Origin of the sequence: Amycolatopsis eburnea (assembly GCF_003937945.1) — a bacterium.
Taxonomy (GTDB): domain Bacteria; phylum Actinomycetota; class Actinomycetes; order Mycobacteriales; family Pseudonocardiaceae; genus Amycolatopsis; species Amycolatopsis eburnea.
In genome coordinates this window covers 416,353-443,218 of sequence record NZ_RSEC01000036.1, presented here as the reverse complement: position 1 = coordinate 443,218, position 26,866 = coordinate 416,353, and the positions used below count along the sequence as shown (strand labels likewise).

The window sequence follows — 26,866 nt, the reverse complement described above, 5'->3', positions numbered from 1 at the left end:
CAAGGCCACCTTGGGGCGCTCGGGTCAGCGGGAGCAGGTGCGCGGGCAGCCGTCGCACTCCGACTCGGCCGGGAGCAGGTAGGAGAAGCAGCAGCTCTCGCGGCGCCGCGTCCACTCGCGGTGGCAGTCGGGGCCCTCCGCCAGGCGCAACGTCGACGCCGAGGTCAGCGGCGGGTAGCGCGCGTCGAGGACCAGCGCCGCGTCGGCGACGCCCGCGCCCTCCGCTTCCGGCGTGCCGCCCTGGCGGCCCGCCCACCACAGCGAGTTCTCCAGCGCGTCGGTCGCCGCCGCCCAGAGCATCCGGCGGCCGAGCCTGCTGACCGGTGCGTACGCCTGGACGAACCGGGCCGCGTGGGCCAGGTAGCGAGCGCGCAGGACCGCCGCCAGCGCGCGCTCGTCGCGCACCACGGTGGCCTCCGGGAGCGCCGATCCCGGGTCCGTCGGCAGGCAGTGGAACGCGTCACCCAGCACGGCCATGCCGTCGGGGTGCGGGCGGTCGTCGGCCAGCCGGAACGCCAGCTCCGCCGGCTTCAGCGACGGCACCCGGCGCTCGTGGTGCAGCAGCAGCGCGCCGACGTACGCCGGGACGTGCAGGTACCAGGTCATCACCCAGCTGGCCGTGGTGCGGGACGGCGTCGCGTCGTGCTCGCGCAGCAGCCAGTCGCCGAGCAGGCCACGCCACTCGTCGAAGTACGCGGGCGTCTCCAGCAGCTCCGAGCAGCGGATCCAGCCCGCCGGGACGTCGCGGCGCAGCTCGGTGCGCCGCTGGCGGCCGGAGACCCGCCGCAACGACGACGCGAGGCCGTCGCCGACCTCGCGTGCGTCTCGGAAGGACCGCTGCTGGTTCAACCGCGGCCCTCCTCGCAGCCGTCATGGATTAGGCGTGCCTAACCTTACAGGCAGACGGCGACTGCGCCAATCGGGTGGCACCGTGATCCGGCACTCCCAGGTTGCGGACTGTTCGCGGTGAGCGGACACCGCGCGGATGGCGGAATCCGGGCGGCCGCCCGCACGTTGGGCTTGACGTAAAGGTGCAGGGCAACACGAAGATGGGCGCACCCGGGAGATGCCACGTCCGGGTGCGGAAAAGGCCACTGTCAGCCGTAGTGGTACGCCAGCGCGACCACTTGGCTACTAGAGTGGTCTCACGGTGCTGAATCCATCGCGGTGAAAGCACGATGGAAACGGGCCGCCGGCGCAGCAGTCGAGGGAGTGCACATGTTTGAGAGGTTCACCGACCGCGCGAGGCGGGTGGTCGTCCTGGCTCAAGAAGAGGCCAGGATGCTCAACCACAACTACATCGGCACCGAGCACATCCTCCTGGGTCTGATCCACGAGGGTGAGGGTGTCGCCGCCAAGGCGCTGGAGTCGCTGGGTATCGCGCTTGAGGGCGTCCGCCAGCAGGTCGAGGAGATCATCGGCCAGGGGCAGCAGGCCCCGAGCGGGCACATCCCCTTCACGCCGCGGGCCAAGAAGGTGCTGGAGCTGTCACTGCGCGAAGCGCTGCAGCTCGGCCACAACTACATCGGCACCGAGCACATCCTGCTGGGCCTGATCCGCGAGGGCGAGGGCGTCGCCGCGCAGGTGCTGGTCAAGCTGGGTGCGGACCTCAACCGGGTCCGCCAGCAGGTGCTGCAGCTGCTCTCGGGCTACCAGGGCGGCAAGGAGTCCACCGAAACCGGTTCCGGCCGCGGTGAGGGCACCCCGTCGTCGTCGCTGGTGCTGGACCAGTTCGGCCGCAACATGACCGTGCTCGCCCGCGAGGGCAAGCTCGACCCGGTCATCGGGCGCGGCAAGGAGATCGAGCGGGTCATGCAGGTGCTGTCCCGCCGGACCAAGAACAACCCGGTGCTCATCGGCGAGCCGGGCGTCGGCAAGACCGCCGTCGTCGAGGGCCTCGCGCAGAGCATCGTCAAGGGCGAGGTGCCCGAGACGCTCAAGGACAAGCAGCTCTACACGCTGGACCTGGGCTCCCTGGTCGCCGGCTCCCGCTACCGCGGTGACTTCGAAGAGCGCCTGAAGAAGGTGCTCAAGGAGATCAAGACCCGCGGCGACATCATCCTGTTCATCGACGAGCTGCACACGCTGGTCGGGGCGGGTGCCGCCGAGGGCGCGATCGACGCGGCTTCGATCCTGAAGCCGATGCTCGCCCGCGGTGAGCTGCAGACGATCGGCGCGACCACGCTCGAGGAGTACCGCAAGTACATCGAGAAGGACGCCGCCCTCGAGCGCCGGTTCCAGCCGATCCAGGTCGGCGAGCCGTCGCTGGAGCACACGATCGAGATCCTCAAGGGCCTGCGCGACCGGTACGAGGCGCACCACCGCGTCTCGATCACCGACTCGGCGCTGGTCGCCGCCGCGACCCTGGCGGACCGGTACATCAACGACCGGTTCCTCCCGGACAAGGCGATCGACCTGATCGACGAGGCAGGCGCCCGGATGCGCATCCGCCGGATGACCGCGCCGCCGGACCTGCGCGAGTTCGACGAGAAGATCGCGAACGTCCGCCGCGACAAGGAGTCCGCGATCGACGCGCAGGACTTCGAGCGGGCCGCCCGCCTGCGTGACGAGGAGAAGACCCTCCTCGGCCAGAAGGGCGAGCGGGAGAAGCAGTGGAAGGACGGCGACCTCGACGTCGTCGCCGAGGTCGACGACGAGCAGATCGCGGAGGTGCTGGCCAACTGGACCGGCATCCCGGTGTTCAAGCTGACCGAGGAGGAGACCACCCGGCTGCTGCGCATGGAGGACGAGCTCCACAAGCGCATCATCGGCCAGGAGGACGCGGTCAAGGCCGTCTCGCAGGCGATCCGCCGTACGCGTGCCGGCCTGAAGGACCCGAAGCGCCCGTCGGGCTCGTTCATCTTCGCCGGCCCGTCCGGTGTGGGTAAGACCGAGCTGTCCAAGGCGCTGGCCTCGTTCCTGTTCGGCGAGGACGACGCGCTCATCCAGATCGACATGGGCGAGTTCCACGACCGCTACACCGCTTCGCGGCTCTTCGGTGCCCCTCCGGGCTACGTCGGTTACGAAGAGGGCGGGCAGCTGACCGAGAAGGTGCGGCGCAAGCCGTTCTCGGTGGTGCTGTTCGACGAGATCGAGAAGGCGCACCAGGAGATCTACAACACGCTCCTGCAGGTGCTGGAGGACGGCCGCCTGACCGACGGTCAGGGCCGCACGGTCGACTTCAAGAACACGGTCCTCATCTTCACGTCCAACCTGGGTACGTCGGACATCTCGAAGTCCGTCTCCCTCGGGTTCGCCGGGTCCAACGACACCACGAACCGGTACGAGAAGATGAAGCAGAAGGTCAACGAGGAAATGAAGAAGCATTTCCGCCCGGAGTTCCTGAACCGGATCGATGACATCATCGTGTTCCACCAGCTGACGCAGGAACAGATCATCCAGATGGTCGACCTGATGATCGGCCGGGTCGAGACCCAGCTGCGCGCCAAGGACATGGAGCTGGAGCTGACCGAGAAGGCCAAGTCCCTCCTGGCCAAGCGCGGCTTCGACCCGGTGCTGGGTGCCCGCCCGCTGCGCCGCACGATCCAGCGCGAGATCGAAGACCAGCTGTCGGAGAAGATCCTGTTCGGCGAGGTCGAGCCGGGTCAGATCATCCTGGTCGACGTCGAAGGCTGGAGCGGCAACCCGGAGGACAAGGACGACCAGGCCAAGTTCACCTTCCGCGGTGAGCGCAAGCCGTCGTCGGTCCCGGACGCCCCGCCGGTCAGCATCGGCGCGGGCCACGAGGAGCAGGGCGGCGAAGCCGAAGGCGAGTGATCGGCTGAGCGGTGCTTGATTAGGGCGGTTTCCCCGGTTTCGGGGGAGCCGCCCTTTCTCGTGTCTCAGACCCGAGCGCCCCAATGTGGCGTTGGTTGCGTCCAACGCACCGAACGCCACATTGGGTGCTTTGGACGCACCGAACGCCACATTGGGGCGCGTGAGACGATGCCCGCGGGCCTGGGGAGGGGATTCCGCGTGGACGTGCTGGCGATCGACTTCGGGACTTCCAGCACCGTGGGGGTGCTCTCCACCGCCGGGCACGGGCCCCGGGCCGTCGAGGTCGACGGGTCCGTCACCATGCCCTCCGCCGTCTTCCTCGACGACGACGGCCTGCTCGTCGCCGGCCGTGATGCCGAGCGGCGGGCGCGGCTCGATCCCAGCCGGTTCGAGCCGAACCCCAAGCGGCGGATCGGGGAAGGCACCCTGCGGCTCGGGGACACCGATGTCCCGGTCACCGATGCCTTCGCCGCCGTGCTGCGGCGGATGGGCGAGGAAGCCGGGCCCGCCGGGCAGACGCGGATCTCGCACCCCGCCGGGTGGGGTGCCGCCCGGCAGGAGGCGATCCGGACCGCCGCCGCGAAGGCCGGGCTGCCCGATGTCCGGCTGATCCCCGAACCCGTGGCCGCCGCCGCGCACTACGCGAGTCTCGGGCGGTCCGGGGGTGGGCCGATCGGGGTTTACGACCTCGGGGCAGGCACGTTCGACTGCGCTGTCGTCGGGGTGAGCCGGCAGGGGTTCGCCGTGCTCGCCGAGAGCGGGCTGCCGGACCTCGGGAGCCTCGACATCGACCAGGCGCTGCTCGTGCACATCGGGCGCGCGGTGTCGCACGCCGATCCCGCGCAGTGGCAACGGTTGCTGCGCCCGCGGACCACCGCCGACCGGCGGACGCGGCGGGCGCTGCTCCAGGACGTCCGCGACGCCAAGGAAAGCCTCTCCCGGCACGCGCAGACCCACGTCCCCATGCCCGAGCCGTTCGGGGACGTCCTCGTCAGCCGCGACGAGCTCGAGGCGCTCGTGCGGCCCAGCCTGCTGCGCAGCGCCGAACTGCTCGGGACGACGATCCGCCGCGCCGGGCTGGCACCCGCGCAGCTCGCCGGGATCCACCTCGTCGGCGGGCCGAGCCGGATGCCGTTGCTGGCCGCGCTGCTCGGGCGGCAGCTCGGGGTCACGCCGTCCACGCTGGACCAGCCCGAGACGGCCGTCGCGTTCGGGCTGCACCACGTTCCGCTCGGCACCTCGGACCTCACCGTGCCCGCGTTCGCGCCGGTCCGGCCGCCGGTGGCGCCGCCGCGGCCCCAGCCGTGGCAAGCCGTCCAGCCGCCGAGGTACGCGCCGCCGCGCCGGAGGTGGTGGCGATGACCACCGGTCACCAGGCCTGCTCGAACCGCATGCCCTTGCCGTAGTAGTCGTCGTCCGGCACGGGCCCGGACGGCGGTGGTGCCGCGGGCGGCGCGTCCGAAGACCGGTCCTTGAGCACCGTGCTGTCTTCCGCGCGGGGAAGAGCGGCCGGAGTGGCGACCGGAACCGGCTCGGGCTCGAACTGGACCCGCCAGCGCAGCCGGTCCATCAGGTACCCGCCGCTGCCCAGCGGCGCCAGCAGCTGCCCCGTCCGCTTCGCCGACTCCCGTTGCGCGGAAACGTACGTCCGCAGCACGGCGTCCGCGATCTCGGCGGGCGACATCCCCGACACGGCGTCGGTGAGCCGCAGCCGGGTCAGCACGCCGTCGGTGTTGACCGACAGCGAAACCGCGCCGTCGTCGGACGTCGCCGTCGCCGACAGCGCGGAAAGCTCGGCCAGCAGGGCTTCGCGGTCCGGGGCGTCAGCCATCCAGCCTCCCGGCGTGCGTCGCGCCGCTGGACACCTCGCCGTCGGGCGCGATGTCGACGTTCGCGTCGCGGACGTTCTTCTCGGTCTGCCGCGAGGTGTGGTCGGTCTCGAAGTTCGACGGGTCGAAGCTCGACCCCGGGCTGACGTCCGGCGCGTCCGGGATCTTCGGCAGGTCGACGGCCTCGTCGCCGATGCGGTCGGCCAGCGTCTGAGCCGCGTCCTCGGCGCCGCTGCGGATCTTGCCCGCGCTCTCGGCGAAGCTCTGGTACAGGTCGAACCCGTTGTCGCCGGTGATCTCCGCCTGGTTGGCCACGACGGCGGTGATCGCGCCACCGGCGGCGTTCCCGGCGATCAGCGCGCCGTTGGCCGCGGTGAACACCGACGCGCCCGCGACGGCACCCGCGCCGGCGGTCGCCACCGTGAGCAGCCCGGTGACCGCGCCCGCGAACGTCGCCGCCAGCACCTTCGACATCGCCGCTTCGCGCTTGCGCTCCTGCGACTTCTGGTAGTCCTCGGCTGTCTGCTTGAACGTCGAGCCGAGGTTGTTCAGGTCCTGCCGGGCGGACGCGATCGCCTCGCGCGCCGCGACGATGTCGCTCTCCAGCACCGTGATCTTGGTTTCGACCTCGGTGAAGGCGTCGGCGAGCTCGTTCAGGTACGCCTTGACGGCGTTGGCCGCGGAGCCGCGCCAGACGTCGAGGAACTGCCGGGCGTCGTCGAGCTTCGGCTTCGAGTCGCGCTGCAGCGCCTTCCAGACGGCGTCGTGCTTCATGATCAGGCTCTGCAAGCCGTTGGCCGACTCGTGGTCGATGTCGGCGTCGGAGAACTCGCGGTAGACACCGGCGGTGTCGTCCTGCATCTTCCGGAAGCCGCCTTCGTCGGTGCCGATGCCGAAGGCCCAGTCGGTGTACTTGAGGATCTCCAGCGCGTCGAGGGCGTCGTTCGCGCCCTCCTTGAGGTCCTCGGAGATGCCTTCGAGCAGTTCGGCGCGGCGGTCGTCGCCGCTCGACATCGGCCGGGCGTCGAGCCCGGAGTCGAAGTAGCCGTCCACGTCAGTTCCCCTCCAGGCCGGCGGCCGCGCGGTTGACGCGCTGCTTCGAGTCCTCGTCGGCCTTCTCGTACAGCTCCGCGACCCGCATCAGCGCGTGGCTGGTGTCGGCGGTCGTCTGGTGCAGCTGCGCGACGAGCTTCTGGATCTTCGCCAGGTGGTCGTTGTAGGCCTTCGCGACGGCCGGCATGCCGAGGGTGCGGCCGAAGGCGTTGTCCACGGGGATCAACCCGGCGATGCCGCCGAAGAGCCCGTCACCGCCGGAGGAGACGGGGACGTCGGTGCCACGCAGGCCGTTCGACGCGGCTTCCGCGGCGTCGGCCGCGCCCTGCAGCGCCCCGGCCGAATCCCGCAGGTCCTGCAGGTCGGTCTCGAATCCGATCATCCCGACATGTAAACACCGTTCGATCGCCCGGCAGGGGGATTCCCCGGTGGTGTGCCTCAGATCACGAACGGGGTGCCGTACCGCCGAACGGGGGAACCTCGTCCGTGCGCGGGGTGCTCGGCGCTCTTACCTGCATGAGTACCGCGACGAAGCCCCGGCCGCCGACCGTGCGGAGGCAGCTGCGCGAGGCGAAACGCTTTTCCTGGACCGGGTTCGCCGTCACGGTCGCGGCGTCGCTGCTCGGCACGCTCGTCCCGGCCGCGATCGGCGCCGGCCCGAACGCGACGCTGATTTCGACGCTCGTGGTCACCGTGCTGGCGGCGGGCGGGTTCACCGCCAAGGACGGCGCGGCCCGCGGCATCAAGGCGATCGCGATCGTGCTGCTGGCCGCCGGCGCGCTGGTGCTGACGGTGACCGGGGTGACCGTGCTGGACCTCGTGCGCGGCAAGCCGGCGACGTTCCCGGTGGTGCCGGAGACGGCCGCGGAGGCCAAGGTCGCCGTCCCGGAGTCGGTCGCCTGCGGCACGACCCCGGTGCACACGACGACGACGTGCACGGTGGCGGTCCGCAGTGTCGGGGCGAGCGCGCTGCGCGTGAGCGGGATCGAGCTGGACAGCACGGACTTCGCGGTGGACGCGCGCGGCTGCGTGAACCAGGACATCGCGCCGGGCCGCCGGTGCACGCTGGTGGTCAGCTTCACGCCGGGGTGGAGCGGCGACCGGGTCGCCGACCTGACGGTGCACCACAACGTCCCGGGCCCGGCGGCGTTCGTGGAGCTGACCGGCCGCGGGGGTTAGTGCTCCGCGCCCGCGCTGATCACGAGGTCGGCGGTCGTCTTCACCGCCGTGTCCGCCAGGACTTCCAGCGCGTCGGCGATCCGGTCCACGCCGAGCGACGGCGCCTGCTTGCCCGACGCCGCGACCTGCTCCGGACTGAACGGGACGTGCACGAACCCGCCGCGCACGCCGGGGAACTCCGTGGCCAGCAAGTGCATCAGGCCGTAGAAGACCTGGTTGCACACGTAGGTCCCGGCGGTGTGGGACACCGACGCCGGCACGCCCGCCGCGCGGATCGCGGCCACGCAGGCCTTCACCGGCAGCGTCGAGAAGTAGGCCGCCGGGCCGTCCGCGACCACGGGGACGTCGACCGGCTGCGCGCCCGCGTTGTCCGGGATGCGGGCGTCGACGAGGTTGATCGCGACCCGCTCCGGCGTCACGTCGGACCGCCCGCCGGCCTGCCCGACGCACACCACCAGCGACGGCCGGTGCGCCTCGACCGCGGCGCGCAACGCGGGCAGCGACGCGGCGAACTCGCACGGCAGCTCGACCGCGGCGACGTCGTCCCGGCGCGCGCCGAGCCGGGAAACCGCCTGCCACGAGGGGTTCACCGGCTCACCGCCGAACGGCGCGAACCCCGTCATCAGCACCTCGGCCATGCCACCTCCGAAAAGTCGTGAAGGCCACCTTCAGGAACTCTACGTTCCTCAAGGTGGCCTTCACGAAATGCGGGTCAGGCGGCGGGCTTCAGGTCGCCGGGGTAGAGGTACTGGTCGGCGGGCTTGCCGGTGCCGTACACCCACGCGTCGAAGAACCCCTGCAGGTTCTGGTGCGAGACGGCTTCGGTGTACCGCTGGAACTGCTGCATGTTCGCGTTCCCGTCGCGGTGCAGCGACGGCCAGGTCTTGAGGACCCGGGAGAACGCCTGCTCACCGACGTAGTTGCGCAGCGCGTGCAGCATCATCGGGCCCTTCGAGTACACGTACGTGAACTCGTTGCCCTGTCCCATGTCGTAGAGCTTGCCGTTCCAGAACGTCGTCGTGGCCTTCTTGACGTCGTCCGCGTACTGCTTGTCCAGGTCGACGCCTTCCTTGCCCTCGTCCCACAGCCACGTGGCGTAGGAGGCGAAGCACTCGTTGAGGCAGACGTCCTTCCAGTGCTCGACCGCCACCGAGTCGCCGTACCACTGGTGGGCGTTCTCGTGGACGATCGTCGGCACCGTGCCGGCCCAGCCCGCGGAGTAGATCGGCCGGCTCATCGTCTCCAGCGAGAAGCCGATCTGCTCGTTGAGGAAGATGCCGCCGGCGGCGTCGATCGGGTACTTGCCGAACTTGGACTCGAGGAAGTCGAGGATCTCCGGCAGCCGCCCTTCGGCCTGCTTCGTCGAGTCGGGCACGCCGGGGGCGAACGCGCTGACGACCGGGGTGCCGTCCTTGCGGGTCTGGCGGTCGAAGGTCCACTTGTCGATCGCGACCGTCGTCATGTAGGGCACGATCGGCGTTTCCTCGGCCCAGACGTGCGTGGTGCCGTTCGGCGTCTTGATCGACGGCTTCTCGCGGCCGTTCGCGATCACGCCCCACTCGTCGGGCACGGTGATCGCCAGGTGGAACGTGGCCTTGTCGAGCGGGGTGTCGTTGACCGGGTACCAGGTCGTCGCCGACCGCGGCTCGCCGGCGACGAACGCGCCGCCCGCCTGGGCGAACTGCCAGCCGTTGTTGCCGAGCGCCGGATCGTCGATCGGCGCGGGCACCCCGTGGTAGGCGATCTTGACCTTGAAGTCCCGGCCGCGCCACAGCGCCCGCGAGGGCGTGACGACCAGCTCGTGGTCGCCGGTCCGGGCGAACTTCGCGTCCCGGCCGTCGACCTTGACCGAGTCGACGGTCAGGCCCTTGAAGTCCAGGTTGAACGAGCTGAGCGACTGGGTCGCCCGCGCGGTGATGTCCTGGTTCCCGGTGAGCTGGTGCGACGCCGGGTCGTAGGTGACCTTGAGGTTGTAGTCGGCGACGTTGTAGCCGCCGTTGCCGTCCTGCGGGTAGTAGCTGTCCCCGGCGCCGTCGCTGCCGGGCGTCGCACCCCAGCCGTCACCCGCCGCGGCGACGCCGGTGCCCAGGCAGAGACTGGCGACGACGGCGGCCGCGACCACGACCGGTTTCTGTCCCCTCATGAACGCTCCTGTCCTATCGGGTGACCTCGGACGCAACGTAGTGGCAAGATCACGGGCGGCTGGGCGTTGCGTCGGTTTTGTCCGGATAATCAGCACTTACGTCGGCCCGTCCGGCCCGCCCGGACCGGCGCCCGCCCGTCGTCTGGAAAGCTGGACGCATGCGCGTCGCGCTGCTGGGCCCGCTGCGTGCGGCGGAAGACGACGGCACCCCGATCGACATCGGCGGTGCCCGCCTCCGCATGCTCCTGGCCAGGCTCGCGCTGGACGCCGGGCGCGCGGTGCCCGCCGACGCGCTCGTCGACGGGCTGTGGGGCGGCGAACCGCCGTCCGACGCGGCCAACGCCCTCCAGTCGCTGGTTTCGCGGCTGCGGAAAGCCCTGCCGGTGGCGGTGGAATCCGGGCCGGGCGGCTACCGGCTGGCGGTCGCGCGGGAAGACGTCGACGCGGAGCGGTTCGAACGGCTCGCCGCCGAGGGGCGTCGCGAGCTGGCCGCGGGCCGGGACGGCTACGCGGCCGAGCTGCTCGCCGAGGCACTCGGGCTGTGGCACGGCGACGCGCTCGCCGACGTCTTGGACGCGCCCTTCGCGCCGGCGCCGGCGCGGCGGCTGACCGGGTTGCGGGCCGAAGCGGCCGAGGACCGGTTCGAAGCCCTGATCCGGCTGGGCGAGCACGCCGCCGTCCTGGCCGACCTCACCGCCGCGGCCGAGGCCGACCCGCTGCGCGAACGGCTCGCCGGGCTGCGGATGCGCGCGCTCTGCGCGGCCGGGCGGCAGTCGGAAGCGCTGTCGGTGTACGCCGGGATCCGCCGCACGCTGGCCGACCAGCTCGGCGTCGACCCGTCGGCCGAGCTGCAGGAGATCCACGTCGCCGCGCTGCGGGGCGAGCTCGCGCCGCCGTCGCCGGTGGCCGACCGGCTGCCGACCCGGCTGACGACGTTCATCGGCCGCGACGACGAGCTCAAGCTGCTGGCCGAGCTGCTCGGCGGCGCCCGGCTGGTCACCCTGACCGGGCCGGGCGGCGCGGGCAAGACCCGGCTGGCCACCGAAGCGGCGTCCCGGCACCCGGCGCAGCAGCGCGGCCGCGTCTGGTTCGCCGCGCTGGCCGGCGTCCGCGACCCGGAAGACCTCGGCGGCGCGCTGCTGGGCGCGCTGGAGATCCGCGACATCCGCAGCACCGAACCCGAGATCCGCCGCCCGCTGGACCCGCTCGACCAGGCCCTCGAGGTGCTGGGCGGCGCGGAAGCGTTGCTGGTGCTGGACAACTGTGAGCACGTCGTCGACGCCGCCGCGAGGCTGGCCGACGAGCTGCTGCAGCGCGCGCCGCGGCTGCGGATCCTGGCCACCAGCCGCGAGCCGCTCGCCATCACCGGGGAGGCGCTGTGCCCGCTCGGCCCGCTGCCGGTGCCCGCCGAACGCGCCGCGCCCGCGGAGGCCGCCGAGCTCGATTCGACGCGGTTGTTCCTCGACCGGGCCGCGGCCGTGCGACCCGACTTCGTGCTCGACGAGTCCACTGTGGACCAGGTCGGCGAGATCTGCCGCCGGCTCGACGGGATGCCGCTGGCGCTGGAGCTGGCCGCGGCCCGGCTGCGGTCGATGACCGTGGCCCAGATCGCCGGGCGGCTCGGCGACCGGTTCCGGCTGCTGACCTCGGGCAGCCGGACGGCGCTGCCCCGGCAGCGGACGCTGCGCGCGGTCGTCGAGTGGAGCTGGGACCTGCTGACCGAGGCCGAGCTGGTGCTGGCCCGGCGGCTCGCGGTGTTCGCCGGCGGGGCCGAGCTGGGGCCGATCGAAGCCGTCTGCGCGGACGAGCTGCTGCCCGCCGCCGACGTCCCGTACGTGCTCGGCAGCCTGGTCGAGAAGTCCATTGTGGACACCGTGGACGGCGGCTCCGGCGAGCCGCGGTACCGGATGCTCGAGACGTTGCGCGCGTACGCCACCGAGCGGCTGGTCGAGTCGGGTGAGCACGACCGGACGCGCCGCGCGATGGCCTCCTTCTACGGCGAACTCGCGCAACGGCTGGAGCCGACGCTGCGCACCGCCGACCAGCTGCGGGCGATCGACCAGTACGAGGCCGAGAGCGCGAACATGATCGCCGCCCTGCGCGGCGCGATCGAAGCGTCCGATGTGGACAACGCGGTCGAGCTGCTGGACGGGATGTTCTGGTACCTGACCATCCTCGGCCAGGGCAGCCGGGTCGGCGGGCTGATCCGCGAGACCCTGGACTTCGGCGACCGGCTGCCGCCCGCGGTCGGGGCGGCCTACCGGGCGCTGGTCTACCTGATGGACGCGGTCCCGGTCCGGTCCGACCAGAGCGAGATCCTCCGGCTGGTCGACGAATGCGTGCGCACGAACGCGGTGGAGCGCTACCCGGGGCTCGCGGTGGCGCTGCCGATGCTGGCTTTCCTCGGCGGTGACCGCGAAATCGCCGTCCGCGAGGTGCACCGGGCGCAGGAGAGCGCGGACACGTGGACGCGCGCCGGCGGGCACTGGGTGGAGAGCTTCCTGCTCGACGACGCGGGCGACGTCGCGGGCGCGGACCGGGCGCGCGATCTGGCGCACGCCGGGTTCGAGGCCGTCGGCGACCGCTGGGGCACCGCGATGACGCTGAGCTTCAAGGCGTACGCGCTGTCCCAAGACGGCGACAGCGCGAAGGCCATCGAGATCTACCAAGAGGGCCTGGCGCTGTCGATGGAACTGCGGTCCTATGAGGACGCCGTGCAGCACTGGTGGCGGCTGGCCGTCGAGCGGGCGCGCACCGGCGACTTCGAAGGGGCGTGGCGCGACCAGGAAGCCGCGGAGCGCTACGGCGAGGACATCACGAACCTGCAGCACCGCGCGATCCTGATGTTCGGGCGGCTCGAACTGCTGCTGCGCACCGGCGAGCTGACCGAGGCGCGGGCGCTGCTCGACCGCGTCACCGCGATGGGCGGCGACGACTGGTTCCCCGGCGGCATCGGCGACGAGTTCGTGCACGCCTTCGAGGCGCGGATCCTGCTGGCCGAGGGGCGCGCCGACGAGGCGGAACCGCACGCGGCCGTCGCGATCCGGGCGACGAACCGGCGGGGCGACATGCCGGACATGGCGGGCGCGGTGGAGCTGCTGGCGATGATCCGCGCGCAGCAGGGCAGGCACGAGACGGCGGCCCGGGTGCTCGCCGCGTCGGCCGTCATCCGCGGGCGGCTCGACCTCGGCAGCCCGGAGGTCCGGGCGCTCATCGACGACCTGCGCGCGGCCCTCCCCGGCTACGACGCCCTCTACGAGGATTGCCGCAACCAGTCCAAACAGGACGCGATCGCCTGGCTCCTGTCCGAACTGGACTGAAAACGGTCGTGAGTGGCAAGTCGGGTTCTAACCCTACTTGCCACTCACGACCTTCCCCTTGGTGCGGAACACCCCCGTGTCTCCGCGCCCTCACACCCGCCGGCGGTAGGCCCACGTGGCCAGCGGGAAGAACACCACGACCGCACCGGCCATCCAGGCCAGTGCGTCGGCCAGCGGCCCGGCGACCGCGCCGCCGTTCATCAGGCCGCGCAACGCGTTCGCCATCAGGCTGACCGGGCTGATGTCGGCCCACGCCCGCAGCCAGCCCGGCATGGTCGACGTCTGCACGAACACGTTGCTGCCGAACGTCAGCGGCATGATGAAGACGAACATCAGCGCCTGCGCCGAACCCGGCGTCTTCATCAGCATGCCGACGAACACCGAGCCCCAGCAGAAGCTCAGCCCGAACGCCAGCGCGAGCAGGATGGCCACGGCGAACTCGCCGGGGCTGGTCGCGATCCGGTAGCCCATCAGCGTCGCCACCACCATGAGCACCGCCAGGCAGACAAGGTAGCGCACGACGTCGGCCAGCACGGCACCGATCAGCGGTGCCGAGCGCGCGATCGGCATGCTGCGGAACCGGTCGAACACGCCCTTGGTGACGTCGGTGTTGAGCTGCACGCCGACGGTCAGGCAGGCCTGCAGGATGTTCATCACGATGATGCCGGGCACCACCATCTGCAGGTAGGCGTCGGTCGAGCCGGACAGCGCGCCGCCGAACAGGTAGACGAAGATGACCAGGAAGACGATCGGCATCAGCGTCACGTCGGCGAGCTGTTCGGGGTTCTTGCGGATCTTCAGGATGCCGCGCCACGCCAGCGAAAGCGCGTGCTGGAGGCCCTTGACGAGGCTGATGTGCCGCGGCGGGGCCGGGCGGTCGAGCGCCAGCGTCGTCATGCCAGGCTCCCTTCGAGGTCGCGGGTGGTGTCCTCAGTGGACTGCTCGGCGGTGTGCCCGGTGAGGGCGAGGAACACCTCGTCAAGGCTGGGCAGCCGCAGCGCCAGCTCGTCCGCGGTGATCCCGGCTTCGTCCAGCTTGCGGACCAAAGTGGACAGCAGGACGGGGTCGTTGACCGGCGCGGTGAGCAGCCCGGTCCCGTTGTCGCGGGTCGGCCGGACCCCGGACAGGTCGCCGAGGATCCGGTCGACGGCGTCCATGTCGGACAGCTGCGTCGGGCGCACCTGCAGCGTCTGCCCGCCGACGCGGCGCTTCAGCTCGTCGGCGCGGCCGTCGGCGACGACGCGGCCGTGGTCGAACACGGTGATCTTGTCGGCCAGCTGGTCGGCTTCTTCGAGGTACTGCGTGGTCAGCAGCACCGTCGCGCCCTCGGCGACGAGGCCGCGGACGACATCCCAGACCTCGTTGCGCGCGTGCGGGTCGAGCCCGGTGGTCGGCTCGTCGAGGTAGAGCACCTCCGGGCCGCCGACGAGGCTGGCGGCCAGGTCGAGCCGCCGCCGCATGCCGCCGGAGTACGTCCGGATCGGCCGCTTGGCCGCCTTGGTCAGCTCGAACCGCTCGATCAGCTCGGCGGCCCGCTGCTTGGCGTGTGCGCGGGGCATCCCGTAGAGCCGTCCGATGAGGACCAGGTTCTCGGTCCCGTTCAGGTCCTCGTCGACCGAGGCGTACTGCCCGGTCAGCCCGATCAGGCTGCGCACCCGGACCGGGTCCTTGACGACGTCGTAGCCGCCGACGGTGGCTCTCCCGCCGTCGGGTTTCATCAGGGTCGCCAGGATCCGGACGGCGGTCGTCTTGCCGGCGCCGTTCGGCCCGAGCACCCCGACCACCTGGCCGAACGGGACTTCGAGGTCCACCCCGTCCAGCGCCTTGGTGTCCCCGAAGTGTTTGACCAGGCCCTCGGCCTGGATCGCGTGCGACATGGGCGTCCTCCTTCGCTGTCGCGTTGTGGGCTTCACTGTGGACGCCGGCGCTGGTAGCCCACGCACAGCGCGCTGGCAGCGGCTGGCAGCCGCTGGTGGAGATCTTGTGGAGGAGTTGCCGGTACCCGAGCCCCCGGCGGCGGTCCTCGGCATACTCGGCGGCATGGTCCTTGCGGAAGAGACGCGGTCGCGGCGGAAGACCCCGCTGGTCACGGCCCTGCTGGTGGTACCGGTCGTGCCGCTGGCCGGCCTGGCGGCGCTGCGCCTGATCGGCTTCGACGGCAACTGGTACACCCTGATCGCGCTGGCGCTGACGCCGTACGCGGTGGTCGCGGGCCTGCTCGCCGGTGGCCTGGCCCTGGCCTGCCGGCGCTGGTGGACCGGCGGGGTCGCGCTGGTGCTGTCGGTCGCGCTGGCCGTCCTGGTGCTCCCGCGGCTGTCCGCGAGCGAGCAGCGCGAGGTGCACGGCAAGACGCTGCGGGTGCTCTCGTCGAACCTGCTCTACGGCCAGGCCGATCCGAAGGCCGTCGTCGACCTGGTGCGCGAGCAGCGGATCGACGTGCTGAACCTGGTCGAGATGACGCCCCGGGTGGTCGACGGGCTGACCGCGGCCGGGCTGTTCCAGCTGCTGCCGTACCGGGTGCTGCACCCGGCGCCGGGCGCGTTCGGCTCGGGGATCGTGTCGCGCTTCCCGCTGAAGGAGGTCAACCTGACCGGCGATTCGGCGGCCAAGCAGCCGGGTGCGCAGGCCGACCTCGGCGACGGCGTGGTGGCGGAGATCGTCGCCGTGCACCCGATCTCCCCGGACGTCGACACCCCGCAGTGGGAGCGCGAGATGAAGGACCTCTCGCGCGCGGCGGGCGAGCACGGCCTGCGCATCCTGGCGGGCGACTTCAACGCGACGCTGGACCACGCGGCGTTCCGGACCGTGCTGTCCCGCGGGTACAACGACGCGGCGGAGGAACACGGCTCGGCGCTGACCCCGACGTGGCCTTCGTCGCTGCCTGTGGTGACGATCGACCACGTCGTCGTCGACAACCGCGCGGCGGTGCTGGACTACGGGGTGTTCGACGTCGCGGGCAGCGACCACCGCGCGGTGTTCGCCGAGGTGCGCTTGCCTTGACGCTCGTGAGTGTGAGACAGGGTCCGGCGGCCCGGTCGGCTGCGCTCGCGTCTTGAATGAGTCATTCAGGTCTTCGGAGGTCCTGAATGACTCATTCAAGACACCGCCGGGCGCCGCGATGCCGCCGATGCGGGGCCGTACCGACCCTCCCAACCTAGGCCAGCAGGGCGGTCAGCGTCTCCAGTGCGCCGGCCGGGATCGAGATGCCGCGGTTGTGGCGGATCTCGGGTTCGCGCGGGTTGATCCGGATCAGCGCGCCGGTCGCCGCGCTGGCCAGTTCGCTGTAGCGGCGGACCGTCGGGACGGCCTGGCCCGCGCCCAGTTCCACCACCACGAGGTCGCGCGCGGTGCGGCGCCACGCCGTCAGCTCGTCGAGCTGGGCCTGGCTGCGGTGCGGAACCCAGTCGTAGTCGCCGAACATCAGGATGTTGGGCCGGGCCAGCCCGCCGCAGCGGGGGCACGACGGCAGCGGCGGCACCGCGCGCATCGTCTCTTCGTCGATTTCGACGTTGATGTCTGCGGGCCAGATGTCGCTCGTGCAGCCGGACAGGCACTGCAGGTGGTGGATCGAGCCGTGCGCTTCGGCGACGTGCGCGAAGCCCGCCGCCTGGAACTGTCCATCCACATTGGAGGTGAAGACGCGGGTGCCGCCGGGCGGGGCGAGGTCGAGCAGCAGCCGGAACCCGTCGTGCGGCACGGTTTTCCGGTACAGCGAAAGCCGGTGCCCGTAGAAACCCCAAGCCAGCTCGGGGTCTTCGGCGAAGTGACGCGGGTCGGCCAGCTCCTCGAACCGCAGCCCGAGCCGGGCGTACGGCGGGTACGCGCGCCAAAAGCCTTCGCCACCACGGAAGTCCGGGAGGCCGGAGTCGACGCCCATGCCGGCGCCGGCGCAGATCAGGAGCGCGCCGGCGCCGTCGAGCAGCTCCGCGGCACGGGCGAGCTCACTCACCCGGCTGCGAACCGAGGACGACCTCGAACTCCAGCAGGTTCGCCCCGGTGGACACCGGCTTGGCGCGCTCGCCCGAGTGCGCCGCCGCGGCCGGGCCGCCCTTCGCCCACGCCTGGTAGGCCTCTTCCGTCTCCCACTTCGTGTACACGAAGTAGCGCGTCTCGCCGGAAACCGGGCGCAGCAGCTCGAACCCGAGGAACCCGGGCTGCTGGTCGACGGCGTGCAGCCGCGCCGCGAACCGCTTCTCCAGCTCGGGGCCGGCGCCTTCGGGAACTTCGATCGCGTTGATCTTCACGACACTCATGGGTGACAGCCTAGTTGGCCTCGCCCTGTGATCCGTGCCACTGTGAAACCCATGGGGAGCACCGAGCGCGACCTCGCCGCCGACTTGCAGCGCATCATCCGGGCGACCGCCGACTCCGTGGCCGGGAGCGGGGGCAACGAGCTGGTCGACCGCGTCACCGGGCACGTCGGGCCGCTGCCCGGCGTGGTGGTCGTGACCCGCAACTGGCCGATGTGGGAGCACGCGAACATCCAGCGCGGCGTCGACGCCTACCTCGCCGAGCACGGCACCGACGTCGGCTGGTTCGGCATCGCCGGCGGCCAGCGCACGCACGAGGACCTGATCGGGATGCTCGTGATCGCGCGCAAGCAGGGCACGTTCGAGCTCGGCTCGGTCGACTACACGACGACGGCGACCGGCCCCGAAGACGCGACCGAGGCCGTGCAGCTCGGGCTCGTCGGCACGCGCGCGCCGGGCGGCGAGCCGGTGCTGCTCGCGATCCGCGGCGCGAATCCGCAGTGGGGGCAAATGGAGTGCCGGCTCGAGGTGCTCGCGCCGTCGCGGGCGATCGCGACGGAGGTGCGCGACCGCGTCGAGCGCGTGATGGCCCGCCACGACGTGCTGCGCGGGCAGGTGCTGGCCTTCGGCACCAGCGAAAACCGCGGCAACGACCTGCTGACGTTCCTCCCGCGGCCCACGCTGACCGGCGACGAGGTCGTGCTCCCCGAAGGCGTGCTCGACGCGATCGAGCGGCACACGGTCGGCATCGCGGAGCACGGCGAACGGCTGCTGGCCGCCGGGCAGCACCTCAAGCGCGGCCTGCTGCTGCACGGCCCGCCCGGCACCGGCAAGACGCACACCGTCCGGTACCTGATGAGCCGCCTGCCGGGCACCACGGTGATCATCCTGACCGGCACGGCGATGCGGTTCGTGGCGAAGGCGGCGGCGCTGGCGCGGCGGCTGCAGCCCAGCGTGGTCGTGGTGGAGGACGTCGACCTGATCGCCCAGGACCGCAGCTACGGCCCGGACGCGCACCCGCTGCTGTTCACCCTCCTCGACGCGATGGACGGCGTGGGCGGCGACGCCGACGTGACGTTCCTGCTCACGACGAACCGGGCGGGCGCGCTGGAGCGGGCACTGGCCGACCGCCCGGGCCGCGTCGACCTGGCCGTGGAGATCCCGCTCCCGGACGCGGCGGGCCGGGAGGCGTTGCTGCGCCTGTACGCGCGCGGGCTGAAGCTGACGGCGGACCTCGGACCGATCGTGGCGGCCACCGAGGGCGTGACGGCGTCCTTCGCGAAGGAGTTGCTGCGGCGCGCGTCGTTGCTGTCGCTGGCTTCGCGGCCGGATGACGAGGTCGTGGTGGGTGACGAGGAGCTGACGGCGGCGCTGCGGGAGATGCAGGACGCGCGGAGTTCCTTGACGCGGTCGTTGCTGGGCAGTTCAGCTGCGCAGTGAGCCGGGGAAGAGGTCTGCGTCCGCGGGGAGCTTCGTGCCGCGGAACCACTCGTCGAAGAAGCTCTTCAGGTTCTTGCCGCTGATGCGCGTCGCCATCGCCTCGAAGTCCGGCCACGTCGCGTTCGCGTGGCGGTAGCGGGACGGCCACTCCTTCAGCAGCCGGTCGAACGCCGGGTCGCCGATCTCGCGGCGGAGGGCGTGCAGCGCCAGGATTCCCTTGTTGTAGACGCCTTCGAACTCGTGGCCCCGGCCCATCCCGACGAGCTTCTGCGCCCAGAAGTCCGTGCTGCCGCGGGTGATTTCGATCGCCGCGCGGTAGCGGTCGTCCAGGCTCTGGCCCTCGCGCTCGGCCCACAGCCACTGCGCGTACGACGCGAAGCACTCGTTCAGGCAGATGTCGGACCAATCGCGCAGCGAAACCGAGTCGCCGAACCACTCGTGGGCGTTCTCGTGCACCAGCGTCGGCAGGTCGGCCCACTTCGCGTACGTCGGCCGGGTCTGCGTCTCGAGCGAGAAGTGGACGTCCTCGTTCAGGAAGATGCCGCCGGCCGCCGACTGCGGGTACGGGCCGAACTTGGCGCTCAGGAAGCCGAGCACCTCCGGCAGGCGGTCGCCGATCGCGCGGCGGGCTTCCGCGCCCGGGGCGTACGCCGAGACCACCGGGGTGCCGTCCGGCAATGTCGACTTGTCGACGCTGAACTTGCCGATCGCGATCGTCGTCAGGTAGCTCGCCACCGGGTTCGGCTCGGTCCACGTGCCCGGCGGGCCTTCGCGGCCGTTCGAAACCACCGTCCACCCGGCCGGGACGCGCGCGGTGAGCGTGAAGGTCGCCTTGTCGCGCGGGGTTTCGTTCACCGGGTACCAGAACGCGGCCGAGTGCGGCTCGCCGACCATGTACGCGCCGCCGTCGGCCGAGTGCTGCCAGCCGTTCTCGCTGCCGCCGTCGTGCGGGGTCTTCGCCGGATCGCCGCCGTAGCGCACCCGCGTGCGGAACGTCGTCCCGGCGCGGATCGGCGACGCCGGCGTGATCACCAGTTCGTGCGCCTTCTCCCGGCTGAAGCGCGCCGGCTTCCCGTCGACGTCGACGCCGCGCACGTCCAGGCCGCGCAGGTCGAGGTCGAAGCGGCTCAGGTCCTGGGTCGCCCGCGCGGTCACCGTCGTGTCGCCGTCGAGGTGTCCGCTCGGCGGGTCGTAGGTGACGGCGACCTGGTAGCCGAGGGCGTCGTAGCCGCCGTTGCCGTCGTCGGGGTAGTACGGATCACCGGCGCCGGACGCACCCGGCGTGGGGTGCATCGGCGGCGGCTGGGGCGCGCCGGAGACGGCGTCACCACTGCAAGCCGCGGCGAGGACCACCGCGGCGCAGACGGCGAGGGCAGCGAGTCGGCGGCGCATGAGACCACCATAGGTGATGGAAAGCGATCACTCGGTCACGTTCCGGAGCAGGGCTTATGTGGTTAGGTGGCCGCGTGCTCTGTTTCGGCGGCACGGGCGTGCCGATCGTGCTGCTCCACGGACTGATGGGCCGCGCGCGGACGTGGTGGCGGGTCGCGGAGTGGCTCCGGCCGTACGGCGCGGTGTACGGCTTCGACGCGCGTGGCCACGGCAGCGCCCCGCGGGTCGGGCCGTGGACCACCGAGCAGTTCGTCGACGACATCGCCGGGGCGTTGCGGACGCTCGACGCGGGCCCGGCCGTGCTCATCGGGCACTCGATGGGCGGCCTGCACGCGTGGGCGACCGCGGCGACGCACCCCGAGCTGGTGCGCGCGGTCGTGTCCGAGGACTTCGCGCCGGACCAGCGCGGCCGGACCGTCGAAACCTGGCGCGGGTACTTCGAGAGCTGGCCGGTGCCGTTCAAGTCGCTCGACCACGTCCGCGAGTTCTTCGGCGACGCGGGCGAGTACTTCGCGGACTGCGTCGAGGAACGCGAAGACGGCTACCACCTGGTCGCCGACCTGGAAGACCTGTACGTCATCGCGGCCGAATGGGGCAGGCGCGACTACTGGGACGTCGTCGACGCCATCCGCTGCCCGCTGCTGCTGGTCGAGGGTGAGCACACGGCGATGCCGCCCGGCCAGCAGGCCGCCGTCGCGGCCCGGGTGCCGGGCGCGAAGCACCTCGTGGTGCCGGGTTCGGCGCACCTGCCCCACGACGAGGCCCCGGAGACCTACCGCGGCGCGGTGGAAGCCTTCCTGTCCGACGTCTTACTGCGCTAAAGCCGCATCTTTCTCGCCGAAAGATGCGGCTTTAGCACCCACAAGGGTGACGGGGGTGGGGGCTAGATTTTGGAAAGGTCGGATCGCCAGGCCGCGGCCGAGCGGCCGCTCGGGACGATTAGGGGCCAGACGTCGGCGCCGAGGAAGCCGGTTTCCGCCTTCGCCGCGTTGCAGGTGTCCCGGCCGAGGCCGGCGCGGGCCGAGAGCGCGGCGACGGCGTCCTTTGTGGACTGCCCGAAGACGCCGTCGGTCGGCACGTCGAAGCCGGTCTCGCGCAGGAACTCCTGCGCCAGCTGGACCTTCCGGCCGGTGGCGCCGGGCTTGAGCAGCGGCCACTCCGCCTCGGCGCGCGCGACCGAGACGCCGAGCACGCGGCCCACCGCGGTCCGCAGCTCGGGCAGCCGGTTGTAGAGCACCTGGCCGGGGCACTCGGTCGAGTTGAAGTCGCGGTGGCCCTTGATGAACTCGGGCGAAATGCCGTACTGGTGGGCGATGTAGGCGACCAGGCCGACCAGCGAGTCCCACAGCGCCTGCGGCACGTCGACCGTGCTGTAGAGGCCCTCGTTCTCGATCCCGATGACCTCGCTGTTGTGGTTGGCGACGTTCGCGCCCTGGACGTGCTGGGTGCCGCCGCGCAGGATTTCGAGGCTGCGGTGCCTGCCTTCGGTGACGAACCCGCCGCGGCTGTTCGTGAACTGCTGGCCGCTGTCGATCCAGCCGTTCTTGTCCATGTGCAGGTTCTGGATGTACCGCGAGACGTAGAACGCGCGCGCCAGCGAGAAGTCGTTGTTCATCGGCGGATCGACGGCGTGGTGCACGACGATGTAGGTCGGCTTGTGGTTCTCCACCACGATCGGGCCGGCGGCGGGCCGGGCGCCCCACTCGGACGTCGGGTGGATCGTCGGTGTCGGCACGGCCGCTGCGGCCGTCCCCGTGGTCGTCATCCCCAGTGCGCCGGCCGCGGTCGCGGTCGCCCCCGCCTTGAGCAGGGTCCGGCGGTCAACAGTGACCATGCGGAGAAAGGTAACTCCGGAACGCTTCGGTGACAACTATTGACCAACTTTGGTCGTAGTGCGTCAGTGTTCACCCGGCAGTGCGAAGAGACCGTCGCGGGTTTGTTCGAGGAGGCCGTCGACCAGCAGGGAGTCCAGGCAACGGTCACGCTGCCCGGCGTCGTGCCAGACGAGGTCCAGCTTCGCCTTCTCGACCGGCCCTTCGCTGCCGCGCAGGACGTCGAGCAGCCGCCCGCGGACCTGCCGGTCTGTCCCGGCGAACTTCTGCACCGGCTTGGCGGGCCCGGCGTACTCCGGGCGGCCGGCGAGCTGCCACGCGCACTCGTCGTAAATCGGGCAGTCCGCACACTTCGGCGCCCGGGCGGTGCAGATCAGCGCGCCGAGCTCCATGATCGCGGCGGAGAACTTCGCGGCGGGCGCGTCTTCGGCGGGCAGCAGGGCTTCGACGTCGTTCATGTCCCGGGTGTTCGACGCGGGCCCGGCGTCCCCGGCCCCGTGCACGGCCCGCGCGACGACCCGCCGCACGTTGGTGTCGACGACCGGCGCCCGCCGCCCGTAGGCGAACGCGGCGACGGCTCGCGCGGTGTACGCCCCGATCCCGGGCAGTGCGAGCAGGGTGTCCACATCGGACGGAACGACGTCCCCGTGCTCGCGCGCGATCACCCCGGCGGCTTCGTGCAGCCGCAGCGCGCGCCGCGGGTAGCCGAGCTTGCCCCAGGCGCGCACGACCTCGCCCTGGCTCGACGCGGCCAGCGCCGAGGGCACCGGCCAGCGCGCCATCCACTCGTGCCAGATCGGCTGCACCCGGACGACCGGCGTCTGCTGCAGCATGATCTCGCTGACGAGCACACCCCACGCCGAGCAGTCCGGCTCGCGCCAGGGCAGGTCCCGGCCGTGCGTGGAGAACCAGTCGAGCAGTACGTCAGCGTCCACAGCCACGCCGGACATTGAACCCCAGGGGGCCGGCCGCCAGGAGGGGCACCCTCAGCGACGCCTGGCCGCGCGGTCTGTCCGAGGCCTACTTCACCTCGGTGAGCCGCCCGATCTTGACGTCGTACACGAAGCCGCGGACGTTCTCGGTGTGCGGCAGGTACGCGCTGCGCCGCACCCGCTCCATCGACGTGCGGACGCTGTTCTCGACGTTGCGGAACGCCTCGACCGCCCACGTCGGGCGCAGGCCGGTGGCGTCTTCCAGCTCGTCCTTGAAGTCGTCCTCGGTGACCATCGACAGGCCGCACTCCGTGTGCTGGACGATCAGCACCTCGCGGGTGCCCAGCTTGCGCTGCGAAAGGGCCAGCGACCGGATCACGTCGTCGGTCACCACGCCGCCCGCGTTGCGGAGGACGTGCGACTCGCCCTGCAGGAGGCCGAAGATCTCGAACACCCGGATCCGGGCGTCCATGCAGGTCAGGACCGCCACCTGGAGGGACGGGCGCGGGGTCGAGCGGTCACCGGGGGTGATGTCGCCGATTTCCTGGTTGCGCTTCAGCAGTACGTCGATCGAGGTCATCGGTCACCTTCCGGCCAGTGGCCCCGCGGCGCGGGCGTGCCACCCATTGGACCCGGTGAGCACCCCGGCGGGCAATGCACTACGAGCAATGTCACGGGTTTCTACCCGCCGAACCAGGGCTCCTCGACCGTCCGCGGCGGCGCCGACGTGCGGCCGACGCGCAGCTCGGTGGGCAGCGTGATCACCTTCGGCGCGCTGCGCTCGGCCGAGCCCAGCAGCAGGCGCCCGGCCGTCTTGCCCTTTTCGAGCACCGGCTGGTGGACCGTGGTGAGCCCGATCCGCTCGGCTTCGGCGATGCCGTCGAAGCCGGTGACGGTCAGGTCCTGCGGCACCCGCAGCCCGCGCCGCTCGGCCTCGGCCATGGCGCCGAGCGCGAGGATGTCCGAGGTGCAGATCACGGCCGTGATCTGCGGGTACGCGTCGAGCAGCTGCCGCGCCGCGGACGCGCCGTCGTCCACCGTGTGGTCGAAGCGCTCGACCACGGGGACGCCCGCCCAGTCGACGCCGGCCGCCGAGAACGCCACGGCGAGCGCTTCCAGGCGGGTGCGCTGGACGTGGAAGTGCGCGCCGCTCTGCCGCGCCGCCGAGACGAAGTCGTCGTTGCGCTCGCGGGCCAGGCGCATGCAGATGACGCCGACCTGCCGGTGGCCCAGTGACACGAGGTGCTCGGCGATCTTGCCGACGGCCGCCGCGTCGTCCGGGCCGACGCGGTCGATGCCCTCGATGCTCGGCTGGTCGATGATCACCGTCGGCACCGGGCGCTCCAGCACGGCGGCCAGGTGCGGGTCGTCGTCCGGCACGGAGTAGACGACGAAGCCGTCGACACCCGCGCGGTGCACCGCGGCGACGTCCTCGCGGCCGGGGCTGGCCGGCACCAGGTGCAGGCCGACGCCGGCGTCTTCGCAGGCCAGGGCCAGTCCTTCGAGCACGCCGACGGCGGCGGGGTCGCGGAAGGCGTAGGAGAGGTTCTCGGTGAGCAGCAGGCCGACCGCGCCCGCCTTGCGCGTGCGCAGGGAGCGGGCGACCGGGTCGGGGCCGGGGTAGCCGAGCCGCCGCGCGGTCTCGAGGACCCGGCGGCGCAGTTCCGGGGACAGCTGGTCCGGCCGGTTGTAGGCGTTGGACACCGTGGTCCTGGACACACCGAGCTCCGCCGCGAGCGACGCCAGTGTCGCCTGCCTCCGGGTGCGAATAGGACGTCCCATCAGCAAACCGTAACGGTTCAGATCGTTTTCCTGAAGAGACACCCCGGGTGGTCGATGTCTCGATCCGCATGCATGGAGACGCATACACCAAAACGAGATCGGATGGCCAGGAAGTCATCCGGATGGGGTAAGCTGAATCTGACAACGGTTTCCATTAGCGTCTCGCAGGAGTGTCCTCGATGAGTTCCCGCCGCACCAGGAGCGCGCTCGCCGCCGCTTCGGCCCTGTCCGTGCTCGCCCTGGCCGCGTGCTCCGGCGGAACCGCCTCCGACGGCGGCGGGCAGTCCGGCGGCGCCGACAAGATCAAGGTCGTGGCGTCGACGGACGTCTGGGGCAGCGTCGTGAGCGCCGTCGGCGGCGACAAGGTCGAGGTCAAGTCGGTCATCCACGACCCGTCGGCCGACCCGCACTCGTACGAGACCACCGCGGACGACGCCCTCGCGGCGAAGGACGCGAAGCTGCTCCTGTCCAACGGCGGCGGGTACGACGAGTTCTTCGACAAGCTCGCCGGCCAGGCCGGGGACGCCAAGAAGCTCGTCGCCTACGACATCGCCGCGACCGGCGACGAGAACGAGCACGTCTGGTACGACCTGCCGGGCGTCGGCAAGGTCGCCGACCAGGTCGCGGCGCAGCTCGGCGAGCTGCAGCCGGCGTCGAAGCAGGCGTTCACCGACAACGCGGCCGCGTTCAAGGCGAAGGTCGGCGAGCTGGAGAAGCGCCTCGGCGACCTGGGCACCACGCACCCGGGCGCGAAGGTCGTGGTCACCGAGCCGGTCGCGCACTACCTGCTCCAGAGCGCGAAGCTGACGGACGCGACGCCCAAGGCGTTCTCGGACGCGGTGGAGAACGACACCGACGTCCCGGCCGGCGCGGTGAACGAGTACAAGCAGCTCATCGCCACCAAGCAGGTCAAGGCCCTGATCAACAACGCGCAGACGGTGACCCCGCTGACCCAGGACGTCGTCGGGCAGGCGAAGGCCGCCGGCATCGGCGTCGTGGACGTGACCGAGACGCTGCCGCAGGGTGTGACGGACTACATTGTCTGGATGACCGGGGAAGTCGACGAGCTGGCGGGGGCGTTGAAGTAGCCATGTCTCCCGTTTCCGACGACGTACGCCCCGCGGTCCGGGTCCGCGGGGCGGGCTTGGCCTTCGGTCCCCGGACCCTCTGGTCGGGGCTGGACCTCGTCGTCGAGCCGGGCGAGTTCCTCGCCGTCCTCGGCCCGAACGGCTCCGGCAAGAGCAGCCTGCTGAAGGCGCTGCTCGGCATGCAGGGCCTGTCGTCGGGCACGGTCGAGATCGCGGGCGGGCGCCCGGGCGGCGCCAACCGCAAGATCGGCTACATCCCGCAGCAGCGCGCGATCGACGAGTCGCTGACGCTGCGGGGCGTCGACCTGGTCGGGCTCGGGCTCGACGGCCACCGCTGGGGCCCCGGCCTGTTCGGCATGGCCGCGCGCCGCCGCCGGGTCGCCGACGCCATCGCCGAGGTCGGCGCGACCAGGTACGCGAAGCAGCCGGTCGGCCGGCTGTCCGGTGGTGAGCAGCAGCGGCTGCGGGTGGCGCAGGCCCTGGTCGGCGACCCCGAGGTGCTGCTCTGCGACGAGCCGCTGCTGTCGCTGGACCTGGCGCACCAGCGCGCGATCAGCGAGCTGATCGACCACCGGCGGCGCGCGGCGGACACCGCGGTGCTGTTCGTGACGCACGAGATCAACCCGGTGCTGCCGTTCGTCGACCGCGTGCTGTACCTGGTCAACGGCCAGTTCCGGATCGGCAAGCCGGACGAGGTCATGACCACGGCGACCCTGTCCGAGCTGTACGGGACCCGCGTCGAGGTGCTGAAGGTGGGCGGGCAGATCCACATCGCGGGCGCGCAGAGCGCGTTGTGCGAGGAGGAGCCGCACCACCACGAACACGACGTCGAAGAGCAAGTGGGCTGAG

At 71.5% G+C, this 26,866-nt stretch carries 23 protein-coding genes and 1 pseudogene; 9 read left to right on the top strand and 15 right to left on the bottom strand.

The window, feature by feature from the left end; genetic code table 11:
* Positions 1-24: 24 nt before the first annotated feature.
* Positions 25-849 carry a (2Fe-2S)-binding protein gene (locus EIY87_RS14640; RefSeq protein WP_125308248.1) on the bottom strand — a complete coding sequence of 275 codons (825 nt, stop codon included), beginning with the start codon at positions 847-849 and terminating at the stop codon, positions 25-27.
* A gap of 369 nt (positions 850-1,218) precedes the next feature.
* Here EIY87_RS14640 and EIY87_RS14635 point away from each other — a divergent pair, with 369 nt between their 5' ends.
* Positions 1,219-3,777, top strand: a complete 2,559-nt coding sequence (locus tag EIY87_RS14635; RefSeq protein ID WP_125308247.1) for an ATP-dependent Clp protease ATP-binding subunit — start codon at positions 1,219-1,221, stop codon at positions 3,775-3,777.
* A gap of 198 nt (positions 3,778-3,975) precedes the next feature.
* A pseudogene (locus EIY87_RS14630) lies at positions 3,976-5,118 on the top strand (Hsp70 family protein); the annotation flags it as partial.
* Positions 5,119-5,146: 28 nt separating this feature from the next.
* Here EIY87_RS14630 and EIY87_RS14625 read toward each other — a convergent pair.
* From EIY87_RS14625 to EIY87_RS14615, 3 genes are read right to left on the bottom strand one after another with little or no spacing between them, the layout of a single operon-like run.
* Complete coding sequence (locus EIY87_RS14625; protein ID WP_125308246.1) at positions 5,147-5,608, bottom strand: YbaB/EbfC family nucleoid-associated protein; 462 nt, start codon at positions 5,606-5,608, stop codon at positions 5,147-5,149.
* Complete coding sequence (locus EIY87_RS14620; RefSeq protein ID WP_225439871.1) at positions 5,601-6,659, bottom strand: hypothetical protein; 1,059 nt, start codon at positions 6,657-6,659, stop codon at positions 5,601-5,603. The genes EIY87_RS14625 and EIY87_RS14620 overlap by 8 nt, the downstream gene beginning before the upstream one ends.
* Position 6,660: 1 nt before the next feature.
* Positions 6,661-7,041, bottom strand: coding sequence for a hypothetical protein (locus EIY87_RS14615; protein WP_125308245.1), 381 nt, complete (start codon positions 7,039-7,041; stop codon positions 6,661-6,663).
* Between the two features lie 134 nt (positions 7,042-7,175).
* Here EIY87_RS14615 and EIY87_RS14610 point away from each other — a divergent pair, with 134 nt between their 5' ends.
* Positions 7,176-7,838, top strand: a complete 663-nt coding sequence (locus EIY87_RS14610; protein ID WP_125308244.1) for an Ig-like domain-containing protein — start codon at positions 7,176-7,178, stop codon at positions 7,836-7,838.
* Here EIY87_RS14610 and pcp read toward each other — a convergent pair.
* A complete protein-coding gene (gene pcp / locus EIY87_RS14605) occupies positions 7,835-8,476 on the bottom strand; it encodes a pyroglutamyl-peptidase I (RefSeq protein ID WP_125308243.1) in 642 nt (213 codons plus the stop codon). The two genes, EIY87_RS14610 and pcp, sit on opposite strands and share 4 nt — an antisense overlap.
* Positions 8,477-8,550: 74 nt before the next feature.
* Entirely contained in the window at positions 8,551-9,981 is a 1,431-nt protein-coding gene (locus EIY87_RS14600; RefSeq protein ID WP_125308242.1) for a M1 family metallopeptidase, read from the bottom strand.
* A 158-nt stretch (positions 9,982-10,139) separates the two neighbouring features.
* On the opposite strand from EIY87_RS14600, the gene EIY87_RS14595 reads away from it, so the two are divergent.
* Entirely contained in the window at positions 10,140-13,301 is a 3,162-nt protein-coding gene (locus EIY87_RS14595; protein WP_125308241.1) for a BTAD domain-containing putative transcriptional regulator, read from the top strand.
* A 90-nt stretch (positions 13,302-13,391) separates the two neighbouring features.
* Here EIY87_RS14595 and EIY87_RS14590 read toward each other — a convergent pair whose 3' ends face one another.
* Together EIY87_RS14590 and EIY87_RS14585 are read right to left on the bottom strand one after the other, a co-directional pair.
* Positions 13,392-14,198, bottom strand: a complete 807-nt coding sequence (locus EIY87_RS14590; protein ID WP_125308240.1) for an ABC transporter permease — start codon at positions 14,196-14,198, stop codon at positions 13,392-13,394.
* Positions 14,195-15,178, bottom strand: a complete 984-nt coding sequence (locus tag EIY87_RS14585) for an ATP-binding cassette domain-containing protein (protein ID WP_125308239.1) — start codon at positions 15,176-15,178, stop codon at positions 14,195-14,197. The genes EIY87_RS14590 and EIY87_RS14585 overlap by 4 nt, the downstream gene beginning before the upstream one ends.
* A 163-nt stretch (positions 15,179-15,341) precedes the next feature.
* Here EIY87_RS14585 and EIY87_RS14580 point away from each other — a divergent pair, with 163 nt between their 5' ends.
* A complete protein-coding gene (locus tag EIY87_RS14580) occupies positions 15,342-16,301 on the top strand; it encodes an endonuclease/exonuclease/phosphatase family protein (RefSeq protein WP_225439870.1) in 960 nt (319 codons plus the stop codon).
* Positions 16,302-16,455: 154 nt separating this feature from the next.
* On the opposite strand, the gene EIY87_RS14575 is transcribed toward EIY87_RS14580, so the two are convergent.
* Together EIY87_RS14575 and EIY87_RS14570 are read right to left on the bottom strand one after the other, a co-directional pair.
* Positions 16,456-17,250, bottom strand: a complete 795-nt coding sequence (locus tag EIY87_RS14575) for an SIR2 family NAD-dependent protein deacylase (RefSeq protein WP_125308237.1) — start codon at positions 17,248-17,250, stop codon at positions 16,456-16,458.
* Complete coding sequence (locus EIY87_RS14570) at positions 17,243-17,554, bottom strand: antibiotic biosynthesis monooxygenase family protein (RefSeq protein ID WP_125308236.1); 312 nt, start codon at positions 17,552-17,554, stop codon at positions 17,243-17,245. Before EIY87_RS14570 ends, EIY87_RS14575 begins: the two co-directional genes overlap by 8 nt.
* A gap of 51 nt (positions 17,555-17,605) precedes the next feature.
* Between EIY87_RS14570 and EIY87_RS14565 the strand changes: the two genes are divergently transcribed.
* Positions 17,606-18,991, top strand: coding sequence for an AAA family ATPase (locus EIY87_RS14565; RefSeq protein WP_125308235.1), 1,386 nt, complete (start codon positions 17,606-17,608; stop codon positions 18,989-18,991).
* Here EIY87_RS14565 and EIY87_RS14560 read toward each other — a convergent pair.
* Entirely contained in the window at positions 18,977-20,383 is a 1,407-nt protein-coding gene (locus tag EIY87_RS14560; RefSeq protein ID WP_125308234.1) for a M1 family metallopeptidase, read from the bottom strand. The two genes, EIY87_RS14565 and EIY87_RS14560, sit on opposite strands and share 15 nt — an antisense overlap.
* 74 nt (positions 20,384-20,457) lie before the next feature.
* On the opposite strand from EIY87_RS14560, the gene EIY87_RS14555 reads away from it, so the two are divergent.
* Positions 20,458-21,204, top strand: coding sequence for an alpha/beta fold hydrolase (locus EIY87_RS14555; protein WP_125308233.1), 747 nt, complete (start codon positions 20,458-20,460; stop codon positions 21,202-21,204).
* 62 nt (positions 21,205-21,266) lie between these two features.
* On the opposite strand, the gene EIY87_RS14550 is transcribed toward EIY87_RS14555, so the two are convergent.
* The 4 genes from EIY87_RS14550 to EIY87_RS14535 form a co-directional block, all read right to left on the bottom strand.
* Complete coding sequence (locus EIY87_RS14550) at positions 21,267-22,217, bottom strand: peptidoglycan recognition protein family protein (RefSeq protein ID WP_125308232.1); 951 nt, start codon at positions 22,215-22,217, stop codon at positions 21,267-21,269.
* Positions 22,218-22,280: 63 nt separating this feature from the next.
* Positions 22,281-23,165: an A/G-specific adenine glycosylase gene (locus EIY87_RS14545; RefSeq protein ID WP_191984092.1), complete on the bottom strand. Its 885-nt coding sequence runs from the start codon at positions 23,163-23,165 to the stop codon at positions 22,281-22,283.
* 70 nt (positions 23,166-23,235) lie between these two features.
* Entirely contained in the window at positions 23,236-23,727 is a 492-nt protein-coding gene (locus EIY87_RS14540) for a beta-class carbonic anhydrase (protein ID WP_125308230.1), read from the bottom strand.
* Between the two features lie 101 nt (positions 23,728-23,828).
* A complete protein-coding gene (locus EIY87_RS14535) occupies positions 23,829-24,929 on the bottom strand; it encodes a LacI family DNA-binding transcriptional regulator (protein WP_125308229.1) in 1,101 nt (366 codons plus the stop codon).
* A gap of 179 nt (positions 24,930-25,108) precedes the next feature.
* On the opposite strand from EIY87_RS14535, the gene EIY87_RS14530 reads away from it, so the two are divergent.
* Positions 25,109-26,017 (top strand): metal ABC transporter solute-binding protein, Zn/Mn family, encoded by a 909-nt coding sequence (locus EIY87_RS14530; RefSeq protein ID WP_125308228.1) that lies wholly within the window; start codon positions 25,109-25,111, stop codon positions 26,015-26,017.
* 2 nt (positions 26,018-26,019) lie between these two features.
* Positions 26,020-26,865 (top strand): metal ABC transporter ATP-binding protein, encoded by an 846-nt coding sequence (locus tag EIY87_RS14525; protein ID WP_125308227.1) that lies wholly within the window; start codon positions 26,020-26,022, stop codon positions 26,863-26,865.
* Position 26,866 lies beyond the last annotated feature (1 nt).

Coding starts and splice junctions, on each gene's coding strand:
- EIY87_RS14635 (WP_125308247.1), top strand. CDS start 1,219: ATGTTTGAGAGGTTCACCGACCGCGCGAGGCGGGTGGTCGTCCTGGCT.
- EIY87_RS14625 (WP_125308246.1), bottom strand. CDS start 5,608: ATGGCTGACGCCCCGGACCGCGAAGCCCTGCTGGCCGAGCTTTCCGCG.
- EIY87_RS14615 (WP_125308245.1), bottom strand. CDS start 7,041: ATGATCGGATTCGAGACCGACCTGCAGGACCTGCGGGATTCGGCCGGG.
- EIY87_RS14610 (WP_125308244.1), top strand. CDS start 7,176: ATGAGTACCGCGACGAAGCCCCGGCCGCCGACCGTGCGGAGGCAGCTG.
- pcp (WP_125308243.1), bottom strand. CDS start 8,476: ATGGCCGAGGTGCTGATGACGGGGTTCGCGCCGTTCGGCGGTGAGCCG.
- EIY87_RS14600 (WP_125308242.1), bottom strand. CDS start 9,981: ATGAGGGGACAGAAACCGGTCGTGGTCGCGGCCGCCGTCGTCGCCAGT.
- EIY87_RS14595 (WP_125308241.1), top strand. CDS start 10,140: ATGCGCGTCGCGCTGCTGGGCCCGCTGCGTGCGGCGGAAGACGACGGC.
- EIY87_RS14590 (WP_125308240.1), bottom strand. CDS start 14,198: ATGACGACGCTGGCGCTCGACCGCCCGGCCCCGCCGCGGCACATCAGC.
- EIY87_RS14585 (WP_125308239.1), bottom strand. CDS start 15,178: ATGTCGCACGCGATCCAGGCCGAGGGCCTGGTCAAACACTTCGGGGAC.
- EIY87_RS14580 (WP_225439870.1), top strand. CDS start 15,342: ATGGTCCTTGCGGAAGAGACGCGGTCGCGGCGGAAGACCCCGCTGGTC.
- EIY87_RS14570 (WP_125308236.1), bottom strand. CDS start 17,554: ATGAGTGTCGTGAAGATCAACGCGATCGAAGTTCCCGAAGGCGCCGGC.
- EIY87_RS14565 (WP_125308235.1), top strand. CDS start 17,606: ATGGGGAGCACCGAGCGCGACCTCGCCGCCGACTTGCAGCGCATCATC.
- EIY87_RS14560 (WP_125308234.1), bottom strand. CDS start 20,383: ATGCGCCGCCGACTCGCTGCCCTCGCCGTCTGCGCCGCGGTGGTCCTC.
- EIY87_RS14550 (WP_125308232.1), bottom strand. CDS start 22,217: ATGGTCACTGTTGACCGCCGGACCCTGCTCAAGGCGGGGGCGACCGCG.
- EIY87_RS14545 (WP_191984092.1), bottom strand. CDS start 23,165: ATGTCCGGCGTGGCTGTGGACGCTGACGTACTGCTCGACTGGTTCTCC.
- EIY87_RS14540 (WP_125308230.1), bottom strand. CDS start 23,727: ATGACCTCGATCGACGTACTGCTGAAGCGCAACCAGGAAATCGGCGAC.
- EIY87_RS14535 (WP_125308229.1), bottom strand. CDS start 24,929: ATGGGACGTCCTATTCGCACCCGGAGGCAGGCGACACTGGCGTCGCTC.
- EIY87_RS14530 (WP_125308228.1), top strand. CDS start 25,109: ATGAGTTCCCGCCGCACCAGGAGCGCGCTCGCCGCCGCTTCGGCCCTG.
- EIY87_RS14525 (WP_125308227.1), top strand. CDS start 26,020: ATGTCTCCCGTTTCCGACGACGTACGCCCCGCGGTCCGGGTCCGCGGG.